The following is a 19993-nucleotide window of genomic DNA, read 5'->3' on the forward strand; positions in this document are numbered from 1 at the left end:
AAAAATAGTATCCGCGGATATAGAGAAAAGTTTATAGAAAATGTACTTTTTTTTCGAAAAGCCCTTGACGTTTGAATAAAAATTTTGTATACTATCAAAGTCAGCCGTACTAAATATGCTACTGTGGCTCAGTCGGTAGAGCAGCTGATTCGTAATCAGCAGGTCGGCAGTTCGAGTCTGCCCAGTAGCTCCAAAAGGACCGTATGGACAAGCCCTTGTTGGTGTGCCATACGGTCCTTTTTATTTTCCGAGCAGAGCAAAGGAAAGCGCTCCCGATCGCTTAGGGTCAAATCCCCATGCAGTCGGGAGCGTTTTGTGTAGCATAAAACGGGTTAGATTTGTAAAAAAGCCTACCTCTGTTGCGTAGGTTAAAGGCTCAAGATTTCACTCACCGTGGGATGCGGAAAGATGGTCTGGGAGAGCTGCTCCGCCGTCAACCCGGCGTTCACAGAGGCAGTCAGTCCGCCGATCATCTCAGAGGCATGGGGACACATGAGTTGTGCCCCAAGAAGGACGTCCGTGTCTGCGTCAAACACAAGCTTAGCAAAGCCGCGTTCCGCCCCCTCCACCACCGCTTTTCCGTTGGCAGAGGTCAACGATTTGCGCACGGTCACCTTGCGTCCCTCCGCTTTGGCGGCATCCGCCGTCAGCCCCACAGAGGCGATCTCCGGCTCTGTAAAGATGCAGGCGGGGATGGCGGATACATTCTTCACCGGAGCGCCTCCAAACATGGCGTGAACCGCATTTTTGGCCTCTGCCTCCGCTGCATGGGCCAGCTGGATGCCGCCGGATACGACGTCCCCCACCGCGTAAACTCCGGGGATTTGAGTCCGATACTGTTCGTCCACCGGGATATAGCCGCGCTCCAGCGGGAAATCAAACGATGCGGCAAAGAGCCCTTCCGTGTTGGGCCTGCGGCCCGTGCAGACCAGCAGGCAATCCGCCGCGGTTTCCAGATCGCCGCCCTTTTGCGAAAAGCGGCAGAGGAGTTCGCCGTCCCCGGAGGCAATCTCCTGCACAGAGGCGCCTGTGTAGACCGACACACCGCGCTTTTTGAGGATCATCGAAAGGTTTTGGCTGATTTCGCGGTCCATGGTGGGAAGCAGGCGCGGCAGGGCTTCCAAGATGGTGACCGCGCACCCCAGGTCACTGTAAATCTGCGCAAATTCCACCCCGATCACACCGCCGCCGATGATGGCCAGGCGCTTGCAGTCCACACCGTCCCCCTGCAAGAGCTGGTCGCTCGTTACCACGCCGGGGAGATGAATCCCGGGGATGGGAGGCATTGCTGGGAGGGAACCCGTGGCGATCAAAAGGTTTTGCGCCTCATAGGGGGTTCCATCCACCAGGACGCGTCCCGGCGCTTCGATCTGGGCGGAACCGTGCAACAGGGTGATGTTCCCCTTTTGAAAGAGCAGTTCGATCCCGCTGCGCAGCTGCGCCGTTACCTTCTGGACATGCGCATACATCGCCGCCCGATCACAGGAGGCGTTCTGCACGTGGATTCCCAATTCTTCGGAACAGGTAGCCTCTCGAAAGACACGGGAGGCGCGCAAAAGCGCCTTGGTGGGGATACAGCCGCGGTTTAAACAGGTGCCGCCCACCGCGTCGCGCTCTACCACCGCCACGGTTTTCCCCAGCTTGGCCGCTTCCAGGGCCGCCACATAGCCGCCGGGTCCTCCGCCGATGACAATCAAATCAAAACCATTCATAACATGCATTCCTCCAGAAGCGACCGGATGTCCCGAGACATCTGCGCTTGTTCTTGATCTTCCATGGGAAGGGCTTTGACCGCGGCGCACAGGGAGCCGCAAGTAAAAGGAAGGCCCTTCCAGGCTTGTTGGACACGTTGTGCATAGAAAACATCCATCGCGTCGGTATAGACAGCCGCTTCCTCCACCCGTCCGGCGGAGACGTGAAATTGGATCGTAATTTCGCCCCAAAAAAATCGCCGGGAAAGCGCATAGGTGAAGTCCGCCTCTTTCCCCATGCGCCACTCCCAGGAGGCAAATTTTTCTTCCAGACGGCGCAATTCTTCCCCAGCCAGGCGTTCGGTGGGAAAGGGAAGAGGCGTCCCATGGTAGACCTCGCCAAAAGCGGCGGTGAGCGCCTGCCGGACCGTTTCCACGGTGATCCCCGGGACCAGTTCCACGAGGTTCACCACGCGGGACCGCACAGAGGGAACGCCTTTGAATTGCAGTTTCCCGGCGGAAACATGCAGGTAGTGGGACATCTTTTCCGCATCCACATCGATCAGAATGGTCCCATGGTGATAGCACCGGCCGCCGCTGGAATAGAAGGCGTTTCCGGAGAACTTGCGGCCGCCCGCTGTCAGGTCGTTGCGGCCGGATTTCTCCGCCTGAATCCCCAGCGCCTGCACCGCCCGGAGGATCACGTCCAACTGGCGTGGTACGCTGTAATCCTCCCTGTGGACCAAAAAGGTAAAATTGAGGTTGCCCAGGTCGTGGAATACCGCGCCCCCTCCGGAAAGGCGGCGGGCCAGAAAGCCCCCGTCGCGTTCCAGGGCTTCCACGCGGCATTCCCGGCGGCTGTTTTGGTTGCGGCCGATCACAACCGTGTTTTGGTTTTGCCAGAGGTAGAGGATACATTCCCCAGGGAGGACAGCGTTTAGCAGGGCCTCTTCCAGGGCTAAATTGGCGTATGGATTGGTACCGCTGGCTGTGGCGATATACAGGGTATTAAGCATCGAAGGAATACCGCAGTTTCGGGGTGCGCGCAGCGCGCACCTCGTCCGGCCGGCGAATGGGCGTGCGGGTGGGCGCGGCGTGGAGCGATTCCGGGTCGGTGTGGGCGCGCTCCAGGATTTCAGCGATCGTCTGCGCCGCCCAGTCCAACGTCTCCTTGGATTCAGTTTCCGTCGGTTCAAACATCAGCGCCTCCGGGACGATCAGAGGGAAGTACATGGTCGGCGGATGCATGCCGTAGTCCAGCATCGATTTCGCCACGTCCATGGCGGAGACGCCGGTCTCCTTCTTGAGATGCTCCATAGTGAGCACAAATTCGTGCATACAGAGACCGGGCGTTGCGGCGTCGCAGTGCGGTTCTAAGAGCTTCTTCAAATAGTTGGCGTTCAGGACAGCGGTCTGCGCAGCATCCCGCATCCCATCGCCGCCGAGCATTTTCATATAACAGAGCGCACGGACCACCACCAGGAAGTTCCCGTAGAACGCCTTTACGCTGCCGATGGTCTGCTCTGCATCCTCAAAGGTATAGCGGCCATCTTTTTCCACCACATGACGGTTGGGGAGGAAGGGCACAAGAAGATCTTTTACGCCCACAGCGCCGGAACCGGGGCCGCCTCCTCCGTGCGGGGTGGAAAAGGTCTTGTGCAGGTTGAGGTGTACCACGTCGAAGCCCATATCGCCCGGACGCGCGACCCCCATCACGGCGTTGAGGTTGGCGCCGTCGTAGTAGTTCAGGCCGCCCGCCTCGTGGACAATGCGGGTGATTTCCAAAATGTTTTTGTCAAACAATCCCAGCGTGTTGGGATTTGTGAGCATCAATCCGGCGGTGTCGGGGCCTGCGGCCTTGCGCAGCGCGTCGAGGTCCACACAGCCGTCCGGCGAGGATGGCACATTGACCACTTCGAATCCCGTCATGGTGGCGGAGGCTGGATTGGTGCCATGGGCCGAGTCCGGGACGAGGATTTTGGTGCGCTGTAGGTCCCCGCGAGAGCGGTGGTAGGCCTTGATGAGCAGAAGGCCGGTGAATTCTCCGTGCGCGCCTGCGGCGGGCTGGAAGGTCATCGCTTCCATGCCGGTGACGGCGCAGAGGATGCGCTCCGCCTCGGCCAGTACCTCCATGCAGCCCTGTGCCGTGTACTCCGGCTGCAGCGGATGGATTCCCGTGAAGCCCGGCAGGGCGGCGATCTCTTCGTTGAGCGCGGGATTGTATTTCATCGTGCAGGAGCCCAGGGGATAGAAGCCGTCGTTCACCCCGTGGACCCGCTTGGAAAGCTCCGTATAGTGGCGGCTGATGTCCGTCTCGGAGAGTTCCGGGAGATGAAGGGGTTGCTGGCGGGCGAATTGCTCGGGCAGCGCGGCATTTGGAACGTCGCAGTCCGGCAGGAGCGTACAGGCCCTCCCGGGGACGCTTTTTTCAAACAGCAGGTTCATGCGAACACCTCCTTCAACAGGCCGACCAGGGCGTCTATTTGCGCTTTGGTGTTCTTTTCCGTTGTACACCAGAGGATGCCGCCCTCCACGGGGTAGCCTCCCAAGATGTCATGCGCTTCCAGCTTGGCGAGAATTTGCTCCGCCGGGAGAGGCGTTTCTGTGACAAATTCCTGGAAAAACGCGCCGGGATAGCGGCGCGGGAAGCCGATCTTTTCCAGCTCTTCCGCGAGGTAGTGCGCCTTTGCATAGCTGAGCTGCGCTGCTTTTTGCAACCCCTGGGGCCCCATCGCCGCCAGGTAGACGGCCGCGCGCATGGCACAGAGGGCCTGGTTGGAGCAGATGTTGGAGGAGGCCTTTTCCCGGCGGATGTGCTGTTCCCTGGCTTGGAGCGTAAGCACAAAGCAGCGTTCGCCCGCTGCGTCCACGGTTTCGCCCACAATGCGGCCCGGCAGCTTGCGGAATAGCGCCTGTGTACAGGCCATGAACCCGAGGTACGGTCCGCCAAAGGCGAGCGGCATCCCGAGCGGCTGGCCTTCTCCCGCAGCGATGTCCGCGCCGCATTCGCGCGGCGATTTGAGTATGGCCGCCGCAATGGGGTGGATGCCCAGGATGAATTTGGCCCCTGCTTCGTGGGCAACGGCGCCGATGGCCTCCGCATCCTCCAGGTTGCCGTAGAAATTGGGCTGTTGCAGATAGACGCAGGCGTCCGTATCGCAGAGCATGGCGCGCAGGGCGTCCAGATCGGTGCGCCCGTCCTTAGTTGGAATGAGCGCAACCTCCGCATCCGCGCCCGCACAATAGGTTTGGATGGTTTGAATCACCGCCGGGTGTGCGGCGGCAGAGACCAACGCGCGATTGCGTTTGCGGTCGCGGCACATCGCCACGGCTTCCGCGGCGGCGGAGGCGCCGTCGTACACGGAGGCGTTGGAGGCGTCCATGCCGGTCAGCTCACAGATCATGGTCTGGTATTCAAAAATGGATTGCAGGATCCCCTGGCTGATTTCCGCCTGATAGGGGGTGTAGGCGGTCAAAAATTCTTCCTTATTGCAGACGCGCTCCACAATCGCGGGGATATAGTGGTCGTATGCGCCAGCGCCGCGGAAGATGGTGTGGAACACGTGGTTTTTATCGGCCAACGCACACATCTGCGCGGAGACTTCCATCTCCGAGAGGCCGGGGGCGAGGTCTAGGCCGTCCAGACGGATGGATGCCGGCACATTGTCATAGAGCGCCTCGATCTGTGAGACGCCGACAGCCTCCAACATTTGCCGTTTCTGTCCGGCGGTGGACGGAAGGTAACTTCCCATGGCGATTCTTCCCTTCTCAATCGTTTTTGTAGGGCGTCAATGCTTTGCCTCTTCTTCCGCGCAGAACGCTTCGTAGGCGGCGGCGTCCATCAGGTCGCCGTACTCCGTGATTTCCCCCACCTCGATGAACCAGGCGTCATAGGGAGCCTCGTTGATGCGCTGCGGGGCGTCGAGAAGCTCCTCGTTGATGGCGGAAACCGTGCCCCCCACCGGGCTGTACAGGTCGGAGACCGCTTTGACGCTCTCCACATCTGCAAAGCTTTCGCCCGGCGTGACCGGGTCGCCGACCTCGGGCAGATTGACAAACACAAGGTCGCCCAATTGGTTTTGTGCGTAGTCGGTTACACCGACGCGCGCGGATGTCTCATCGAGCTTTTGAATCCATTCGTGGGACCGGGTGTAGAGCAATTCATTTGGAATTTTCATATGTATATCCTCCTTAAAAATGCGTTTCTATGGAATGTTTATTTAGACTTTGTGCGTTTGTAAAAGGGCAACGGGACGATTTCCGCTGCAACGCGGCGCCCGCGGACCTCCACTTCCACGGCGGTGCCGGGGGCGGAACAGGCGGTATCGATATAGGCCATCGCGCAGCTTACCCCCAGATAGGGGCAATGGGTGCCGGACGTGGTGACGCCCACTTCTTTTCCGTCGATCCAGATGGGCTGATCTTCCCGGAGAATCCCGCGCCCCGTCGCTTTGAGGCCCACACGCACGCGGGCGGGCTCTCCCAGCTGCATCAGCGCGCTCTTCCCGATGAAATCCTCCTTATCGAGTTTGACGGCAAACCCCAAGCCCGCACAGAGCGGGTCCATGTGGTCGTTCAATTCGTGCCCATAGAGCGGCATGGAGGCCTCTAGCCGCAGCGTGTCGCGCGCGCCCAAGCCGCAGGGGGTGGCCCCCGCCTGGACCAGCGCCTCCCAAACCGCCGGGGCGTCTTTGGGCTCCATATACAACTCATACCCGTCTTCCCCCGTGTATCCGGTGCGGGAGACCATGCAGGGGACACTAGCCACGGTCACGTGCTCCACGAAGGAATAATACTTTTTAGGCAGCGCTTCCAGGTCGGCCAGCCCGGAGAGGACTTTGTCCGCCTCCGGCCCCTGTACAGCGATCTGGGCCACGCGGTCCGAGAGATCGGTGAGGGATGTCTCCCCTTGCAGGTGTGCGCGAAGCCATGCGAGATCCTTTTCGGTGTTGGCCGCGTTCAGAACCAGGAAAAAGGAGGTTTCCGAGCGGCGGTAGACGATCAGGTCATCCACCACGCCCCCGGCTTCATTGAGCATCAGGGAATAGCGCGCCTTCCCGACCGGCATCCCCGTGAACTGGTTGGAGAGGATGTAGTTGAGCGCTTGTTCGGCCTGCGGCCCCTCGATCAACGCCTCCCCCATGTGGGAAACGTCAAAAAGCCCCACATGCTGCCGCACCGCCATATGTTCGGCGATCACACCTGTGGGGTACTGCACCGGCAAAAGGTAACCGGCAAAGGGAACGATGCGCCCTTTGAGGGCAACGTGTTGTTCATACAGGGGTGTTTTCTTTTCCATGGGAACAATCCTCCTCATAAACAAAATTCCAGGAAAATAAAAAAAGACGGGGCGCGCAAATCTTTGCACGCTCCGTCATACAACCTGAAAGATTCTCCCAAAACGGGATTGCTTCTTCGGTGCCGCTTGTTGGCCGGAGGACCGGCAGGCATACGGCTTTTCGGAGTTTTGTCGGATACCGGTCCCTTTTGCCTGAGAGTTTTCGGCGTAGCCCCTTCGGCGCCGCAAATGCGCGGTCTCTCCCGGTATCTTCATCCATCCTATGTACTTTTCAAGCTTAGTATAAGAAATTTTTGGGGGTAAGTCAAGAAAATTTTGATACAGATTTTACACAATTCAAAGGCAAACGGCCGAAAATCGCCGCGGAATTGTATGCGCAGCAGGCCTATTCCAAAGGCTTTTTGGGCGGGAACCTTTTCCATGTATATGAAGGATTTCGTAAAAGATGACCGGCTGTGTGCGCAATGCGCACCCGCTGGATTCCCAGAAAAACAACGAGGGAAACCAGAATCCATTCTGATTTCCCTCGCGTTTTTTTAAAGGCTTTGTACAAAGTCCTTGATGTCGCCCAGCTCTTCCAGCAGGGGGGCGCCGATGACCTTGGAGAGCGCTTGATTCAGCTCGGAATATTCGTTACCTGTGATTTGAATCTGATCGTACTGGTGCTCGCGCAGAAGGTCCATGCGGCGGTCCAGTTCCGCGATGATCTCCTTTTTGATGTCCTTTGCCATGGAAACACTTCCTTTTGTTCAAAATACGTGCAGCCGCAACGGATGCGGCCGTATGGAACGGATGGAAGTAGTGTCCCCTGGGAAGCGGCGCTTATGCGTATTATTTGCTCATCGCTTTGGACTTTTCGGTGCAGACGTCAACCGCGCGGATGACGGCGGCGCGCAGGCCGTCCTGCTCCAGGCTAGCGACCGCCTCAATCGTGGTGCCGCCGGGCGAGCAGACCATATCTTTCAATGCCCCTGGGTGCATGCCGGTTTCCAGAACCATGCGTGCGGAGCCCAAAACAGCCTGCGCCGCAAAGGTATATGCCTGCTGGCGCGGCATCCCCTGCAACACGGCGCCGTCCGCCAGCGCTTCGATAAACATATATACATAGGCAGGGGAAGAACCGCTGACCCCTGCGACGACGTCCATCATGTTTTCCGCGACGAACTCCGCCTTGCCGAAGCTTTCAAAAATTTCCCGGACCTCGTTCTTTTCTTCGTCGGTCACATAGCTGTTTGCACAGAGCGCCGCCATCCCTTCGCCAACGAGGGCCGGCGTGTTGGGCATGGCGCGGACGATTTTGATGTTGCGGCCAAAGCGCGCCTCATTGACGGCGATGGTCTGCCCGGCGGCGATCATCACGATCACCACGTCCTGCTTGACCGTGTCACGGATCTCTTCAATGACGTCCGCGTACAGATACGGCTTGACCGAAAGCACCAAAATATCACATTTTTTTGCGGGGACCAGGTTGTCCTGCGTGACGCAGATGCCGTATTCCTTCTGCACACGGTTCAGGTTTTGTTCGCTGGGGTCGGCGGCATATACCTGCTCCGGGGGGACAAGGCCGGATTTTACGATCCCGCCGATCATCGCCTGCCCCATGTTACCGCAGCCGATAAATCCAATTTTTTTATCCATAAAACGTTTCGCTCCTTTTCCAGACGCCGCGTCCGCCTTGGGCACGGTGTTTTCTTTCTATTTTACAGCGCAAGCCGGAGAAAGACAAGGCGCGCTTCCAAACCTGCAAAAAATAGGCATGCAGCGTTTTTTGCTGCATACAATGGAATGGCGGATGGATGGACCGGATTTTTCAGTGAAATTTCCGAACTTTTCAAAGTGTCTTCAAAAAACGGTCACATTGCGCCAGTATACTAAAGACAACATCAGGAAAGGAGATGAGAGACCGGAACATAAAATCAAAACGGAAATTCAATTTTTGATACATATGATACTACTGTTGAAGCTGACCGGGTGGCTGGAATACCAGCCCGGTCGGCGGGACAGACAAACGAGAACTCATGCCGAGGGCATGGGCTTTTTTTATTTTATGCACCTTTGGTTGATTTTTGCAGAGGTTTGCCCAACCGGTCCGGTCAGATTCATTTTGAAAAAAGAATATGCAGCTTCCGCAGCAATCTAAGCGTCTACTTTTTATGTGCCTTTTTAGGATATTGGTTGCGGAGCAAGAATCCATAAAAAAGCGGTTAGAAAACCACAAAGATTATGTAAACAATTGACGCATTTTTCCTTGAATATTTTGGGCTTTTACGGTATAATCAAAACATATTTTGGAAAAATAGCCGTTTTTTGTTTGTGTTTTATTTTGATTTATCGGAATAATATAGAGCGCCGCCGAAAGGCGGGGCAGGAACCCGGTATGGCATGCCGGTTGGGGAATAGGAGTGAACAGATTTGAGGAAGCATTTTCGGCGGATGGGCTCGGCAGCGGCCGCCCTATTGTGCACCGTTTCTCTCGCAGTCACCGCGCTGCCAACAGGTGCATGGGCGGCTTCGACGGCGCAGACAACGGATTATCTAAATTTGCGCACGGGCGCCGGCCAGTCCTATTCCGTCCTTTTGACCATGCCAAAGGGCACGGAAGTCACCATCCTAGACGATTCCCAGGGCGAATGGGCCAAAGTGCGGTTGGCCTCCGGCCAGGAGGGGTATTGCAGCAAGGAATATTTGACGGCGGTTGGCAGCCTTTCCACCGCTACATACGGGGCCTTGGCGACGGGCGATACAGCGGTCACCACGGCAAACCTCAACGTGCGCAAAGGGGTGGGCACCAGCTATGGCATTGTCACCACCTTGGCGGAAGGCGCGTCGGTCACGATTTTGGACAGCTCCCATGCAACCTGGGCAAAGGTGCGCACAGCCAGCGGGCTGGAAGGGTACTGCCTGAAAGAGTATTTGAGCGGTTCGGCCGCAACGGGCGGTTCCTCATCCTCTACCGGTTCGGGTACTTCCACCGGCATGACGGCGGTCACCCAGGATTATCTCAATCTGCGCACCGGTCCCGGGACCAATTATGACCGTGTACTGACCTTGGCACAGGGGGTTTCCGTCTCCGTATTGGATAACTCCAATGCGGAGTGGGTGAAAGTGCGCACGACCTCCGGCCAGGAGGGATATTGCAGCCGGCAGTATTTGACCATCTCCGGAGGCTCGTCCGGCGGCAATACCGGTTCCTCCAGCTCTGGGACCAGCGGGGAGATCACCGCGACCGTGAAGGAAAACTTAAACCTGCGGGAGGGCGCGGGTCCCAGCTACGCGATCATCAAGACCATGCAACAGGGCGATACCGTCACCGTGATCGACAATTCCCATCCGACATGGGCCAGGGTCCGCACAGCGGATGGGACGGTGGGGTGTTGTTCCAAAGAATTTTTGGACATCCAGGCCAATTCCACTTCGGGTACGCCGTCCGACCCGTCGGATGCGGCGGGCGGATCGTCCACTGCAAATGAAAGCTTGCCCGCAACGGCCAAGGAGAGCGTTGCTATGCGCACCGGGGCGGGGACGAGCTATGAAGTGATCCGTGCGCTCTTCCCCCAGGAGAACGTCACCGTGACGGATAATTCCCATGCGACCTGGGCAAAAATCCGGACGTCGGATGGGACGGAAGGGTACTGCATGAAGCAGTACCTCGACATTCAGACGGCCTCCACGGGCACCGACCCAGGGACCGGGAACACAGGGGACGGGCAGACGATCACCGGGGCGACGGTAACGGCGGATGCGCTGCGCTTGCGCAGCGGCCCGGGTACGCAGTACGACCAGGTGGCAACCCTGCTCAAGGGCGCGACCCTCACGGTACTCGACACCTCCAATGCCGGGTGGACCAAGGTGCAGACGGCCAACAATCTGACGGGATATGTCAGCAACGAATACATTCAATTCCTCTACAATGGGCAGACGGGCGTTTCGGCGGATGTTTTGACGATTTCCCGCACCTCCGGGACGGTTTCCGCGGGCAAGACGCTCTATATCAAGGCGACGGCAAATCCAAGCACCGCGTCGGTGACTTGGAGCAGCAGCAATACCGCTGTGGCGACCGTCACCAACGGCTATATCTATGGCGTTTCCCCTGGTACAGCGGTGATTACGGCCACATCGGGTTCCCAGTCCAAGACCTGCACGGTCACTGTGACGGCGGCGGAGCCGGTGCGCACCGCCTATGCGTCGCCCAACATTGCCGGCGTGGGTTCTGCGGTGACATTTACGGCCATTACGGACACCACCCGCGACGGGGTGCGCTTTACGGTGCAGTTCCCGAGCGGCACGACGCAGATGATTTCCGCCACATCCAGCACGACGGAGACGACCGGCCAGACCAGCACAAAGGTCTGGAAAGCGGCGATGAATCTCACAGAACAGGGGACTTACCGTGTGACGGTCAGCTCTTCGCAGGGCGGCGTTTACAGCGCGGAGAGCTTTGAAACCAGCGCTTATGTGGTGTCCTCGCAGGATTACACCGTGACCACCTCCGAACAGCGCCGCGCCAGCGACAAGATGATCGAGCTGATCGCCAATTGGGAGGGCTACAGCGCATCCGTCTATGCGGACAAGCTGACTTCCACCCAGGTACCGACCCTCGGCTATGGCCTCACGCTCAAAGAGGGCGATACATTCTATAACGACCTCTCCAAGACGGAGGCATGGTCCCTGCTGGTCAACACCGTCAACAGCGCGTCCTATACCACAGAGGTCAATAAGTTTATCACGCAGAACAATTTGCTGATGAGCCAGTGTCAATTCGACAGCCTGGTGAGCTTCGGATACAATGTAGGCGCGGGCTATTGGAACAGCACGTCGTCGGAGATCGACCTGCGGCGCATCATTTTGAATGCCGTGGTCCCGCCCCAGGACTTTGGCACGGGTATGTCTGCCACGATCAGCAAGGCGACAGTGGTGCGTTCCACGCCGAGCTTATCCGGGACGCAGGTCTGTGAAGTCGAAAAGGGAACGGCCATCACGGTCACATCGGCCAATTTCAGCAACCAGAAGGACGGCTGGTATCTGGCGACGCTGCCGAATGGTTCCACGGGCTGGATCAATTCCGGCTATGTGACCTTAAACGGTGCGAATCTGGTCCATGACCTCAATTACACAAACGCTTATGCGTTTGGAACCGATATGCTGCGCTGGAACCAAGCGGGTGGAAAGAGTTATGCGGGGCTCTTGTACCGCCGGTTGGGTGAGGCGAATGTCTACAACTACAACGACTACAGCGCCTCCCGTGTGAACACCTATGGGTATACTTATCCCGCTGCGCTGGCCTATCTGGACACGCAGTAAATCCCAAAGCAACCGAATGGAAAAATCTCCACCAACTCTTTGGTGGAGATTTTTTAAAGCCAGGAGGCCGGAGCGGCCGCCTTTGGTTGTAGAGGGCGGGCAGAATAAAAATGAAAATCGATGGCAATGCCATGATGGGGAGGAGTTTTACAATGACTGAGCGTGAAAAGCTGGAAAAGGGCCTCTGGTACGATGCCAATTATGATGCGGAACTGCTGGAAGAGCGGTTGCAGGCCGAAGATTTATGCTTTGCGTTTAACCAGACGCGCCCGAAAGAAACCGAGCGGAAGGAAGAGCTGCTGAAGCAACTTTTGCCCCATAAGGGCGAACGTGTCACCATCCTGGCCCCGTTTTACACGGACTACGGCTACAATTGCCGGATCGGGGAGGAGACCTTTCTAAACCACAATGCCTACCTGATGGACGGTGCGCCGATCACCATCGGCAAGCATTGCTTTATCGGCCCCAATTGCGGCATGTACACGGCAAACCATCCGCTTGTGGCAGAGGAGCGAAACCAGGGCTTGGAGCAGGCAAGGCCGATTACCATTGGCGACAATGTTTGGATTGGGGCCGACGTCACCATCCTTCCGGGGGTCACCATTGGCGAGGGGAGCGTCATCGGCGCGAAAAGCGTGGTGACAAAGGATATTCCCCCCAATGTCATTGCCTTGGGGAACCCTTGCCGCGTCCTGCGTGCCATCACCGAGGCGGATCGGGTTCAGAAAGCCGATGAACCTCAAGTGGGGAAATAAAGGCTGCATTTCCCAGAAATGCCGGCTTCCCAGGCCGGGAGGATGATGTCTCCAAAGGAAAACTGTCCCTAGAAAAGAATCGTTTGATCGAGCGAAAGCGCCGGAGCACCCGCTGTTTTGCGTGGCTGCCGGCGTTTTTCCGTTGTAGTAGCTGTTCTGCATTTTATGTAGGTGTGTGAGAAAATTTCACAAGAGAAATCTTGACTTGAAACTGGACTGCATTGTAGCGTATGTAATGCGCATAAAGCGAGGTGATCAGGCAGCGCGAAAGAAAACGGGTCATCCATTTTTTGTGGATACATATGGGGGCGGCTCCTTCCATACGGAAATGCCTCCCTTACGACAGCCGCACGATCGGCGGCCGCGCAAATCTGCCTTTCTGCGCGAGACGGCCATTCAAGGGGCTGTAACAGATGATCTGGAAAGGAAAAACACCATGAGAAGTATTTTAGAGCGCCTATATGAAGGGGAACTTTATCCAGCGGAGAAGATTGTTTCCACGGACCCCAAATATCCTCTTTTGGAACGCGAAATCCACAAAGTGCAGAAGGATCTGCATGTGTTATTGAACGAGGATGGGCGAAAACAGTTGGAGCATTTGGGCAAGCTCTATATGGAAGAAAACACCATGGACTGTTACGCGGGGTTTCGCCACGGTTTCCAATTGGGCGCCCGGCTGATGTGCGAGATTTTTATCCGGGAAGAGCGTTAATCAGGAAAGCGGGATAGAGCGTCCTGTGTTCAAATGACAAAAGGCCGGAACCACAGAGGGTTTCGGCCTTGTATTCTGCATATTTTATAGCTCCCGCATCCAATATTTGCGGTCTAAAGCGCGGTATTGGACCGCTTCCGCTGCATGGACGGCTTCGATCCGATCACTGCCATCCAGGTCTGCGATGGTGCGGGCCACCTTGAGCACGCGGTCGTATGCACGGGCCGACAGGCCGATGGTTTCGAAGGCGCGCTTGAGAAGCGCCCGGGCGCTGTCGCTCAGAATGCAGTAGGTATGCAGGCGGTCCGGCGTGATGCGGGCATTGCAGGGGATGCCCGTCCCGCGAAAGCGTTCGTTTTGGATGGCACGCGCCGCGTCCACCCGCTTCTTGACCGACGCGGAAGATTCCGCGGGCTCCGCCGAATCCAGTTTGTCAAACTCCACAGCGGGCACCTCGATGTGAAGGTCGAGGCGGTCGAGCAGCGGGCCGCTCACACGGGCGAGATAGCGGGAAACAGCGCTTGCGCTGCAAATACAATGCTTGGTGGGGTGGCCGAAATATCCACAGGGACAGGGGTTCATTGCGGCCACCAGCATAACGCTGCACGGATACGATACCGTCCCCTGCGCGCGGGAAATGGTCACACGGCCGTCCTCGATCGGCTGGCGGAGGACCTCCATGGCGCTGCGGGAAAATTCCGGAAGTTCGTCCAGGAACAGGACCCCATTGTGGGAGAGGGAGAGCTCCCCCGGCTTTGGCAGGGCTCCGCCTCCGGAAAGGCCGGCTGCGGACACCGTGTGATGGGGCGAACGGAAGGGCCTTGTCCGGACGAGGGAAGCGCTGGCGGGCAGTACCCCTGCAATGGAATGAATTTTGGTGGTCTCGATCGATTCCGCAAAGGTCATATCCGGCAGGATGGAGGGGAGCCGCTTGGCCAACATGCTTTTTCCGGAACCCGGTGGGCCGATCAACAGGACATTGTGCATGCCTGCGGCCGCGACCTCTAAAGCGCGTTTGGCTTCCTCCTGCCCGCGGACCTCGGAAAAGTCGGGCAAGGGGACGCCGGTTTGCGTCGGATGTTCCTCCGGAATTGCAGAGGCAAGCGGTTGCCGTCCGGTTAGATGTGCAAAGAGTGCTGCGAGATTTGGGACCGGGTAGACCTCCAATCCCTGCACCACCGCCCCTTCGGGAGCGTTTTGCGCGGGGATATAAAAACGCCGGAATCCCGCTTCCTTGGCCGCAATCGCCATGGGAAGTGCGCCGCGGATGGGGCGCACTTCCCCGGAAAGGGAGAGTTCCCCCAAAAACACGCTGTCTTCCAACCCGGCGTCCAGCTGGCCGGAGGCGCGCAGCAGGGAGATCAGGATTGGAAGGTCATAGAGTGTACCTTCTTTGCGCTTGTCCGCCGGGGCGAGATTCACGGTGATCCGGCTGACGGGAAACTGAAACCCCACGTTTTTCAGCGCCGCCCGGACACGGTCCCGCGCTTCACGTACCGCGGCGTCCGGCAATCCCACCATCTCGAAGGCGGGGAGGCCCCGCGAGAGATCCGTTTCTACCTCGACCACAAAGGCGTCCAACCCATACAGCCCCATACTGTGTACTTTTTCCACCATCGTTCCTTCCCCCGCTCCTGCATGAAAGTCTCTTCAAATTATACGGCATGGAGCGAAGAAATGCGGAAAAGGTGGCAAATGGTCACCTAACAGGACGGCTCGCGATACCGCTTGAGCAGATTCGGGATGTCCTCGACGCGGACCGATGCATAGAGCGTTTGGTCGACCGTCAGGTTGGGCGCGCTGCCGCATTGCTTCAGGCAGTTGCGGGTTTCCAGCCGGAAGCAACCGTCCGGCGTGGTCTCGCCGGGGGCGATTCCCAGGGCATTTTCCACAGCGCGCAGAAGGGCCGTCCCGCCTTTTGCCGAGCAGCGCGGGCCGGTACACACTACAATCCGGTGGCGGTAGGCCGCCGGAGTGAGCCCCGGCACCCGCCGCACCAGCGCTGTAATCAGGGAAGGAGCGGCATCGACGGCTTGGGCAACCCGCTGTTGTACGCTGTCGGGGACGCAGCCGTAGAGCTGCTGCACTTCCCGCAGGAGCGCGATGACGGCCTGTTGGTCGCCGGGCCCCGCCGTATCTTTATATCGTTCTAAGATGTTTTCCAATGTGATTTCCTGTTTTTCCATATATTTCAGACCTCCTTGCTGCATTTCTGAGGGTATTTTTCCCTTCCACTTTATTTGGAATACGAACGCCCTGCCAAACGGCAGGGCGTGGATGTTTAGGCAAGCTGCATATTGGGATAGACCTTCTTTAGATATTCGTCTGTGTAATGTTCGTCCAGGAAAACGGCTATGGGATTGTTCGCGGGGATGCCCAAATGCCGGTTGGTCTGCCGGCGGATTGCCGCGGAAGAGATTACAATATCAAACACCATAAAGACCAGCAGCACCCAGGCGATCACCTTTCCGGGCCGGTTGGGGATGCGCTCAATGAGATTGGTGAAAAACGGGAGCATGTGCTTTAAGAAAATCAATCCCAAAATGCCCCAGCAGACCGCAAAAAAGACATTGGTGCGCCCCTGGACATTCAAGGGGGAGTCGCTGTATTCCCAGGATACCGTGCCGAAGATCAGCTCCTGGAACAGGGAACACAGGTATTCAAAGACGCCGCCGATGATGCCGCTGGCGAGGAAGATTACCACGCCGTTTGCATGCCGGAAGCGGTAGAGGACCACCGTAAAGATCACAGCCCCGATTCCATAAACCGGGCTGAACGGGCCGTAAATCAACCCCTGGCGGCTCTCAAAATACCCGAGGCGCAAGTAACACCAGAGCATCTCGATGCAGTAGCCGACAACACACCCGATCATAAAAATAAAGAATAACTTATAGAAATTTAAACCGTGGGCAAAGGAATCCTTGCGTCCTTCTACGGGGGTATAGCTATGTACTTTTTCTTCCTTTTTTCCAAATTTGACCATGGGACACCTCTTTCTCATACAATATATGTCGGACAATGTCGGTAAGGGAAATCTTAACACAAAGTACCTCGCCTGTAAAGCAAACAAAGAAATCCGGGAAACCGGAAAAGTCTTTGTGAAAAACCATTCAAGGCTTTTGTGAAAAGAGCTTTGCCCTCCGCATTGACGAAATAAAACAAATATATTTTTTTTGAAGGGTAAATATTTGTTGACTTTATAGAGAGAATGCAGTATGATATAAAAAGTCATAAGGAATGCGAGTCTCATGAGGTGTTTGGTTTGGCCGCAGAAACGCACAACAACCGAATGGAATCTTATCCCGATCAGCAGCTGGCCGCACTTGTGAGAGACGGAGATCCGGATGCCTTTTTGGAATTGACTTCCCGTTATATGACGCTCATCCGGGCAAAGGCGGCGCCGTTTCACGGCACCATGCTGGAGGCGGACGATTTGTGTCAGGAAGGGCTGTTGGGATTGCTGGATGCAGTCCGAAGTTTCCGGGAGGACGGGGGCGCAAGCTTCCGGACGTATGCGGGGACTTGTATCACCAATCGCATCATTATGGCTTACCGGTGGGCGGCCGGTCGGAAAAATCTTCCGCTGAACAATTTCGTCCCGCTCAATGAGGAGGGGACTTCCTGCGGCGCATTCGCCGGGGAGGAGGTCAACCCCGAAAAAATGCTGGTGGAGGAAGAAGACCTGCATCTTCTCAAACAGTTCATCAGCCGTGGTTTGTCTAAAATGGAACGCCAGGTGCTTATGCTTTATTTGGGCGGTTATAGTTACAAGGAGATTGCCGACTCCCTCCGCATTACCTCGAAGGCCGCAGATAACGCCCTGCAACGTGTGCGCCGCAAGCTCAAAGAACCGTTTTAGTCCCATTCATATGCCCAGCTCAAGAGGAGCGTTGTTTTATGGCAAAGGCGCGGTGCAAATCCGGCAAGGGCAAATATCTTTAATCTGAAGCGAGGTATATCAAATGTACGAAGACAAGACTCTCATCTGCAAAGAATGTGGCGCTGAATTTGTTTTCACCGCCGGTGAGCAGGAATTCTATGCTTCCAAGGGTTTCGTAAACGAGCCCCAGAGATGCAAGGCCTGCCGCGATGCGCGCAAGAATGCTGCAAAGCCTGAGCGCGAAATGTTCACCGCCATCTGCGCGAGCTGTGGCAAGGAAGCAAGAGTTCCCTTTAAGCCCCGTGAGGACCGCCCGGTTTACTGCAGCGAGTGCTTTGCAAAGATGAGGGAAGAATAAGTTATATACATTCTTTCATTTGCCAGTCGAGCGCCCCGGAATGTTCCGGGGCGTTTTTCGTTTTGCAGTGGGGAATGTGTCAAATCTTCGTATTGCAATCCGATGGACGGGGTATTATAATAAAAACCAGAATTTTGCTTTCTATATATGAAGCGCAATCGAAACGATAGGAGGAACCAACATGGCTGCTGTTACAAAAGATACCATCATTGGCGATATTCTCGATATGGACAAGACCACCGCTCCTTTCTTTATGGAGATGGGGATGCATTGCCTGGGCTGCCCGGCTTCCCGCGGGGAGACGTTGGAGCAGGCCTGCATGGTACACGGTGTGGACCCGGAGGAAATGGTGAAAAAGCTCAATGCCCATATGGAGGGCAAATAAGCTCGGATCGGTTTACACGCCGCCCGTCAACATGTTTGGCGGGCGGCGGTTCCATATTTGGAGAAAAGGAGGCCCATTGTATGCCCCATCCGTTGTTTCGCCTGGGGAACCGCCTGGCGTTGTGCGCTTCCATGGTGCGGGAGGGGACAAAGCTGGCGGACATCGGGACGGACCACGCCTATTTGCCCATCTGGCTCGCGCGCAAGGGGCGGATTTCCAGCGCCATCGCCGCGGACGTTAAGCCCTTGCCGCTGCGTTCCGCGGAACAGAATATCCGCCGCTACCATGTGGAGGAACAGATTACCACCCGGCTTTCGGACGGGCTGCGCGCGTTATCCCCGGACGAAGCAGGCGACATCGTCTTGGCGGGCATGGGCGGGGAACTCATCATCCGCCTGATCGGGGAGGCGCCGTGGCTGAAAGCGGGTGACAAGCGCCTGATTTTGCAGCCGATGACGTCGGCGGAGGAGCTGCGCCGGTTCCTAGAGCGGGAGGGGTTTGCGATCCTACGCGAGCAGGCGGCCGAGGAGGACGGCCACGTCTATTCCGTCATGCTGGTGGAGTACTGCCCCGCGCAGGCGGGCGGCGGCGAGCTGTACCCCTATATCGGCAAGCTGGATGGGTTTACGCCGGAAAGCCGCGCCTACATAGCGAAATGTGCGCGCCGGCTTTCTAAAAAAGCGCAGGGGATGCGTCTCTCAGGAAATGTGGAAGAGGCGTCAAGCCTGCAAATGATTTTGGAGAAGCTGCAACAGCTCTGTGAGACGAACAACGAAAAAGGAGGATTGGTTATGGCGACTGTTGGACAATTTTATGATTTTATCGATGCATTTGCACCGTTTCATACCGCAATGGGATTTGACAACCCGGGCCTTCTTGTGGGAGCGCGCGATACGGAGGTCCGTTCGGTGTTGTTTGCTCTGGACATTACGCCGCAGGTGGTGCGTGAGGCGGCGGAAATGGGGGCGCAGTTGATCGTAAGCCACCATCCTGTTATTTTCCACCCCTTGAAGAGCCTTTCGCCCGACTCGGCGCCCTATCTGCTGGCACAGTACGGGATCGCCGCCATCTGCGCCCATACCAATCTGGATATGGCGCAGGGCGGGGTGAACACCTGCTTGGCGGAGCGGTTACAGCTCAAAAACGTGCGGATGCTCAAGGAATACGAGCACAGCGGCCTGCCGGATGGCCTGATCGGGGAGACCGGCCGCCCCTATACGCCGGAAGAATTTGCTGCGTTTGTAAAAGACATGCTGGGATGCGACGGCCTGAAATATGTGAACGGGGGCAAGACCATCACCACGGTGGGCCTCTGTGGGGGAGCTGGAGCGGACCTCACGCCGGACGCTGCCGCGCAGGGGGCGCAGGCGATGGTCACCGCGGACACGAAGCACAACCAGCTTCTCGATGCGGAGGATATGGGGATCACACTGGTGGACGCAGGCCATTTCTTTACGGAGGACGTGGTGGTTGCGCCGCTGATGGAGCGGCTTCAAAACCGCTTCCCGGAGGTGAAAATGGCCAAGTCTGTGCGGGCGCACAGCCCGGCCCGATTCCTCTAATCCCATGCCGGCGGTAAAAGCCCGCCGCGATGGAAAGGATGGATACCAAT

At 57.1% G+C, this 19993-nt stretch carries 19 protein-coding genes, 1 tRNA gene and 1 riboswitch; of the genes, 9 read left to right on the forward strand and 11 right to left on the reverse strand.

What is annotated here, in order from left to right; all coding sequences use genetic code 11:
* The first annotated feature begins 117 nt into the window (after positions 1 to 117).
* Positions 118 to 193: transfer RNA gene (locus I2E77_RS00820), tRNA-Thr, on the forward strand.
* Between the two features lie 175 nt (positions 194 to 368).
* On the opposite strand, the gene lpdA is transcribed toward I2E77_RS00820, so the two are convergent.
* From lpdA to proC, 8 genes are all read right to left on the reverse strand, one after another.
* Positions 369 to 1712, reverse strand: a complete 1344-nt coding sequence (gene lpdA / locus I2E77_RS00825; protein ID WP_243252480.1) for a dihydrolipoyl dehydrogenase — start codon at positions 1710 to 1712, stop codon at positions 369 to 371.
* Positions 1709 to 2707, reverse strand: a complete 999-nt coding sequence (locus I2E77_RS00830; protein WP_195450420.1) for a lipoate--protein ligase — start codon at positions 2705 to 2707, stop codon at positions 1709 to 1711. Before I2E77_RS00830 ends, lpdA begins: the two co-directional genes overlap by 4 nt.
* Entirely contained in the window at positions 2700 to 4136 is a 1437-nt protein-coding gene (gene gcvPB / locus I2E77_RS00835) for an aminomethyl-transferring glycine dehydrogenase subunit GcvPB (protein ID WP_191362299.1), read from the reverse strand. The genes I2E77_RS00830 and gcvPB overlap by 8 nt, the downstream gene beginning before the upstream one ends.
* Positions 4133 to 5443 carry an aminomethyl-transferring glycine dehydrogenase subunit GcvPA gene (gcvPA, locus tag I2E77_RS00840; RefSeq protein WP_195450421.1) on the reverse strand — a complete coding sequence of 437 codons (1311 nt, stop codon included), beginning with the start codon at positions 5441 to 5443 and terminating at the stop codon, positions 4133 to 4135. The genes gcvPB and gcvPA overlap by 4 nt, the downstream gene beginning before the upstream one ends.
* A gap of 36 nt (positions 5444 to 5479) precedes the next feature.
* Positions 5480 to 5869, reverse strand: a complete 390-nt coding sequence (gene gcvH, locus I2E77_RS00845; RefSeq protein ID WP_087230065.1) for a glycine cleavage system protein GcvH — start codon at positions 5867 to 5869, stop codon at positions 5480 to 5482.
* Positions 5870 to 5907: 38 nt separating this feature from the next.
* Positions 5908 to 6990 (reverse strand): glycine cleavage system aminomethyltransferase GcvT, encoded by a 1083-nt coding sequence (gcvT, locus tag I2E77_RS00850; protein ID WP_195450422.1) that lies wholly within the window; start codon positions 6988 to 6990, stop codon positions 5908 to 5910.
* A gap of 169 nt (positions 6991 to 7159) precedes the next feature.
* Positions 7160 to 7245: riboswitch (glycine riboswitch) on the reverse strand.
* Between the two features lie 281 nt (positions 7246 to 7526).
* Positions 7527 to 7721, reverse strand: a complete 195-nt coding sequence (locus I2E77_RS00855; RefSeq protein ID WP_087230072.1) for a hypothetical protein — start codon at positions 7719 to 7721, stop codon at positions 7527 to 7529.
* A gap of 100 nt (positions 7722 to 7821) precedes the next feature.
* Positions 7822 to 8628, reverse strand: coding sequence for a pyrroline-5-carboxylate reductase (gene proC, locus I2E77_RS00860; RefSeq protein WP_191405444.1), 807 nt, complete (start codon positions 8626 to 8628; stop codon positions 7822 to 7824).
* A gap of 37 nt (positions 8629 to 8665) precedes the next feature.
* Here proC and I2E77_RS00865 point away from each other — a divergent pair, with 37 nt between their 5' ends.
* The 4 genes from I2E77_RS00865 to I2E77_RS00880 all read left to right on the forward strand — a co-directional run bounded on the left by I2E77_RS00865 (position 8666) and on the right by I2E77_RS00880 (position 13758).
* The gene (locus I2E77_RS00865) at positions 8666 to 9130 is read left to right on the forward strand and encodes a hypothetical protein (protein WP_195450423.1); all 465 of its coding nucleotides are present in this window, start codon (positions 8666 to 8668) and stop codon (positions 9128 to 9130) included.
* A 272-nt stretch (positions 9131 to 9402) separates the two neighbouring features.
* Positions 9403 to 12291, forward strand: coding sequence for an SH3 domain-containing protein (locus I2E77_RS00870; protein ID WP_195450424.1), 2889 nt, complete (start codon positions 9403 to 9405; stop codon positions 12289 to 12291).
* Positions 12292 to 12443: 152 nt separating this feature from the next.
* Positions 12444 to 13046 (forward strand): sugar O-acetyltransferase, encoded by a 603-nt coding sequence (locus I2E77_RS00875; RefSeq protein WP_195450425.1) that lies wholly within the window; start codon positions 12444 to 12446, stop codon positions 13044 to 13046.
* A gap of 436 nt (positions 13047 to 13482) precedes the next feature.
* Complete coding sequence (locus I2E77_RS00880; RefSeq protein WP_191405447.1) at positions 13483 to 13758, forward strand: DUF6809 family protein; 276 nt, start codon at positions 13483 to 13485, stop codon at positions 13756 to 13758.
* A gap of 84 nt (positions 13759 to 13842) precedes the next feature.
* On the opposite strand, the gene I2E77_RS00885 is transcribed toward I2E77_RS00880, so the two are convergent.
* The 3 genes from I2E77_RS00885 to I2E77_RS00895 all read right to left on the reverse strand — a co-directional run bounded on the left by I2E77_RS00885 (position 13843) and on the right by I2E77_RS00895 (position 16741).
* Positions 13843 to 15375, reverse strand: coding sequence for a YifB family Mg chelatase-like AAA ATPase (locus I2E77_RS00885; RefSeq protein WP_195450426.1), 1533 nt, complete (start codon positions 15373 to 15375; stop codon positions 13843 to 13845).
* 86 nt (positions 15376 to 15461) lie between these two features.
* On the reverse strand, positions 15462 to 15944 hold the full coding sequence (locus tag I2E77_RS00890) for an NADH-quinone oxidoreductase subunit NuoE family protein (RefSeq protein ID WP_195450427.1): 483 nt from the start codon (positions 15942 to 15944) through the stop codon (positions 15462 to 15464).
* Between the two features lie 95 nt (positions 15945 to 16039).
* Positions 16040 to 16741: a putative ABC transporter permease gene (locus I2E77_RS00895; RefSeq protein ID WP_191362289.1), complete on the reverse strand. Its 702-nt coding sequence runs from the start codon at positions 16739 to 16741 to the stop codon at positions 16040 to 16042.
* 279 nt (positions 16742 to 17020) lie between these two features.
* On the opposite strand from I2E77_RS00895, the gene I2E77_RS00900 reads away from it, so the two are divergent.
* The 4 genes from I2E77_RS00900 to I2E77_RS13805 all read left to right on the forward strand — a co-directional run bounded on the left by I2E77_RS00900 (position 17021) and on the right by I2E77_RS13805 (position 19943).
* Positions 17021 to 17617, forward strand: a complete 597-nt coding sequence (locus tag I2E77_RS00900) for a sigma-70 family RNA polymerase sigma factor (RefSeq protein WP_237967120.1) — start codon at positions 17021 to 17023, stop codon at positions 17615 to 17617.
* Positions 17618 to 17720: 103 nt separating this feature from the next.
* Positions 17721 to 17996, forward strand: coding sequence for a zinc-ribbon domain containing protein (locus I2E77_RS00905; RefSeq protein ID WP_054323897.1), 276 nt, complete (start codon positions 17721 to 17723; stop codon positions 17994 to 17996).
* 181 nt (positions 17997 to 18177) lie between these two features.
* Complete coding sequence (locus I2E77_RS00910; protein ID WP_087230099.1) at positions 18178 to 18381, forward strand: DUF1858 domain-containing protein; 204 nt, start codon at positions 18178 to 18180, stop codon at positions 18379 to 18381.
* An 80-nt stretch (positions 18382 to 18461) separates the two neighbouring features.
* Complete coding sequence (locus tag I2E77_RS13805) at positions 18462 to 19943, forward strand: Nif3-like dinuclear metal center hexameric protein (protein WP_243252481.1); 1482 nt, start codon at positions 18462 to 18464, stop codon at positions 19941 to 19943.
* Positions 19944 to 19993: the final 50 nt, after the last annotated feature.

This window comes from Anaeromassilibacillus sp. 1001302B_160321_C8 (assembly GCF_015554745.1).
Taxonomy (GTDB): Bacteria; Bacillota; Clostridia; order Oscillospirales; family Acutalibacteraceae; genus Anaeromassilibacillus; species Anaeromassilibacillus stercoravium.

Bases quoted from the DNA above. Each gene is read 5' to 3' on its own strand.
- gcvPA (WP_195450421.1), bottom strand. From the start codon at position 5,443: ATGGGAAGTTACCTTCCGTCCACCGCCGGACAGAAACGGCAAATGTTG.
- I2E77_RS00880 (WP_191405447.1), top strand. From the start codon at position 13,483: ATGAGAAGTATTTTAGAGCGCCTATATGAAGGGGAACTTTATCCAGCG.
- I2E77_RS00890 (WP_195450427.1), bottom strand. From the start codon at position 15,944: ATGGAAAAACAGGAAATCACATTGGAAAACATCTTAGAACGATATAAA.
- I2E77_RS00855 (WP_087230072.1), bottom strand. From the start codon at position 7,721: ATGGCAAAGGACATCAAAAAGGAGATCATCGCGGAACTGGACCGCCGC.
- I2E77_RS00910 (WP_087230099.1), top strand. From the start codon at position 18,178: ATGGCTGCTGTTACAAAAGATACCATCATTGGCGATATTCTCGATATG.
- I2E77_RS13805 (WP_243252481.1), top strand. From the start codon at position 18,462: ATGCCCCATCCGTTGTTTCGCCTGGGGAACCGCCTGGCGTTGTGCGCT.
- lpdA (WP_243252480.1), bottom strand. From the start codon at position 1,712: ATGAATGGTTTTGATTTGATTGTCATCGGCGGAGGACCCGGCGGCTAT.
- gcvPB (WP_191362299.1), bottom strand. From the start codon at position 4,136: ATGAACCTGCTGTTTGAAAAAAGCGTCCCCGGGAGGGCCTGTACGCTC.
- gcvH (WP_087230065.1), bottom strand. From the start codon at position 5,869: ATGAAAATTCCAAATGAATTGCTCTACACCCGGTCCCACGAATGGATT.
- I2E77_RS00875 (WP_195450425.1), top strand. From the start codon at position 12,444: ATGACTGAGCGTGAAAAGCTGGAAAAGGGCCTCTGGTACGATGCCAAT.
- I2E77_RS00885 (WP_195450426.1), bottom strand. From the start codon at position 15,375: ATGGTGGAAAAAGTACACAGTATGGGGCTGTATGGGTTGGACGCCTTT.
- gcvT (WP_195450422.1), bottom strand. From the start codon at position 6,990: ATGGAAAAGAAAACACCCCTGTATGAACAACACGTTGCCCTCAAAGGG.
- I2E77_RS00895 (WP_191362289.1), bottom strand. From the start codon at position 16,741: ATGGTCAAATTTGGAAAAAAGGAAGAAAAAGTACATAGCTATACCCCC.
- I2E77_RS00905 (WP_054323897.1), top strand. From the start codon at position 17,721: ATGTACGAAGACAAGACTCTCATCTGCAAAGAATGTGGCGCTGAATTT.
- I2E77_RS00830 (WP_195450420.1), bottom strand. From the start codon at position 2,707: ATGCTTAATACCCTGTATATCGCCACAGCCAGCGGTACCAATCCATAC.
- proC (WP_191405444.1), bottom strand. From the start codon at position 8,628: ATGGATAAAAAAATTGGATTTATCGGCTGCGGTAACATGGGGCAGGCG.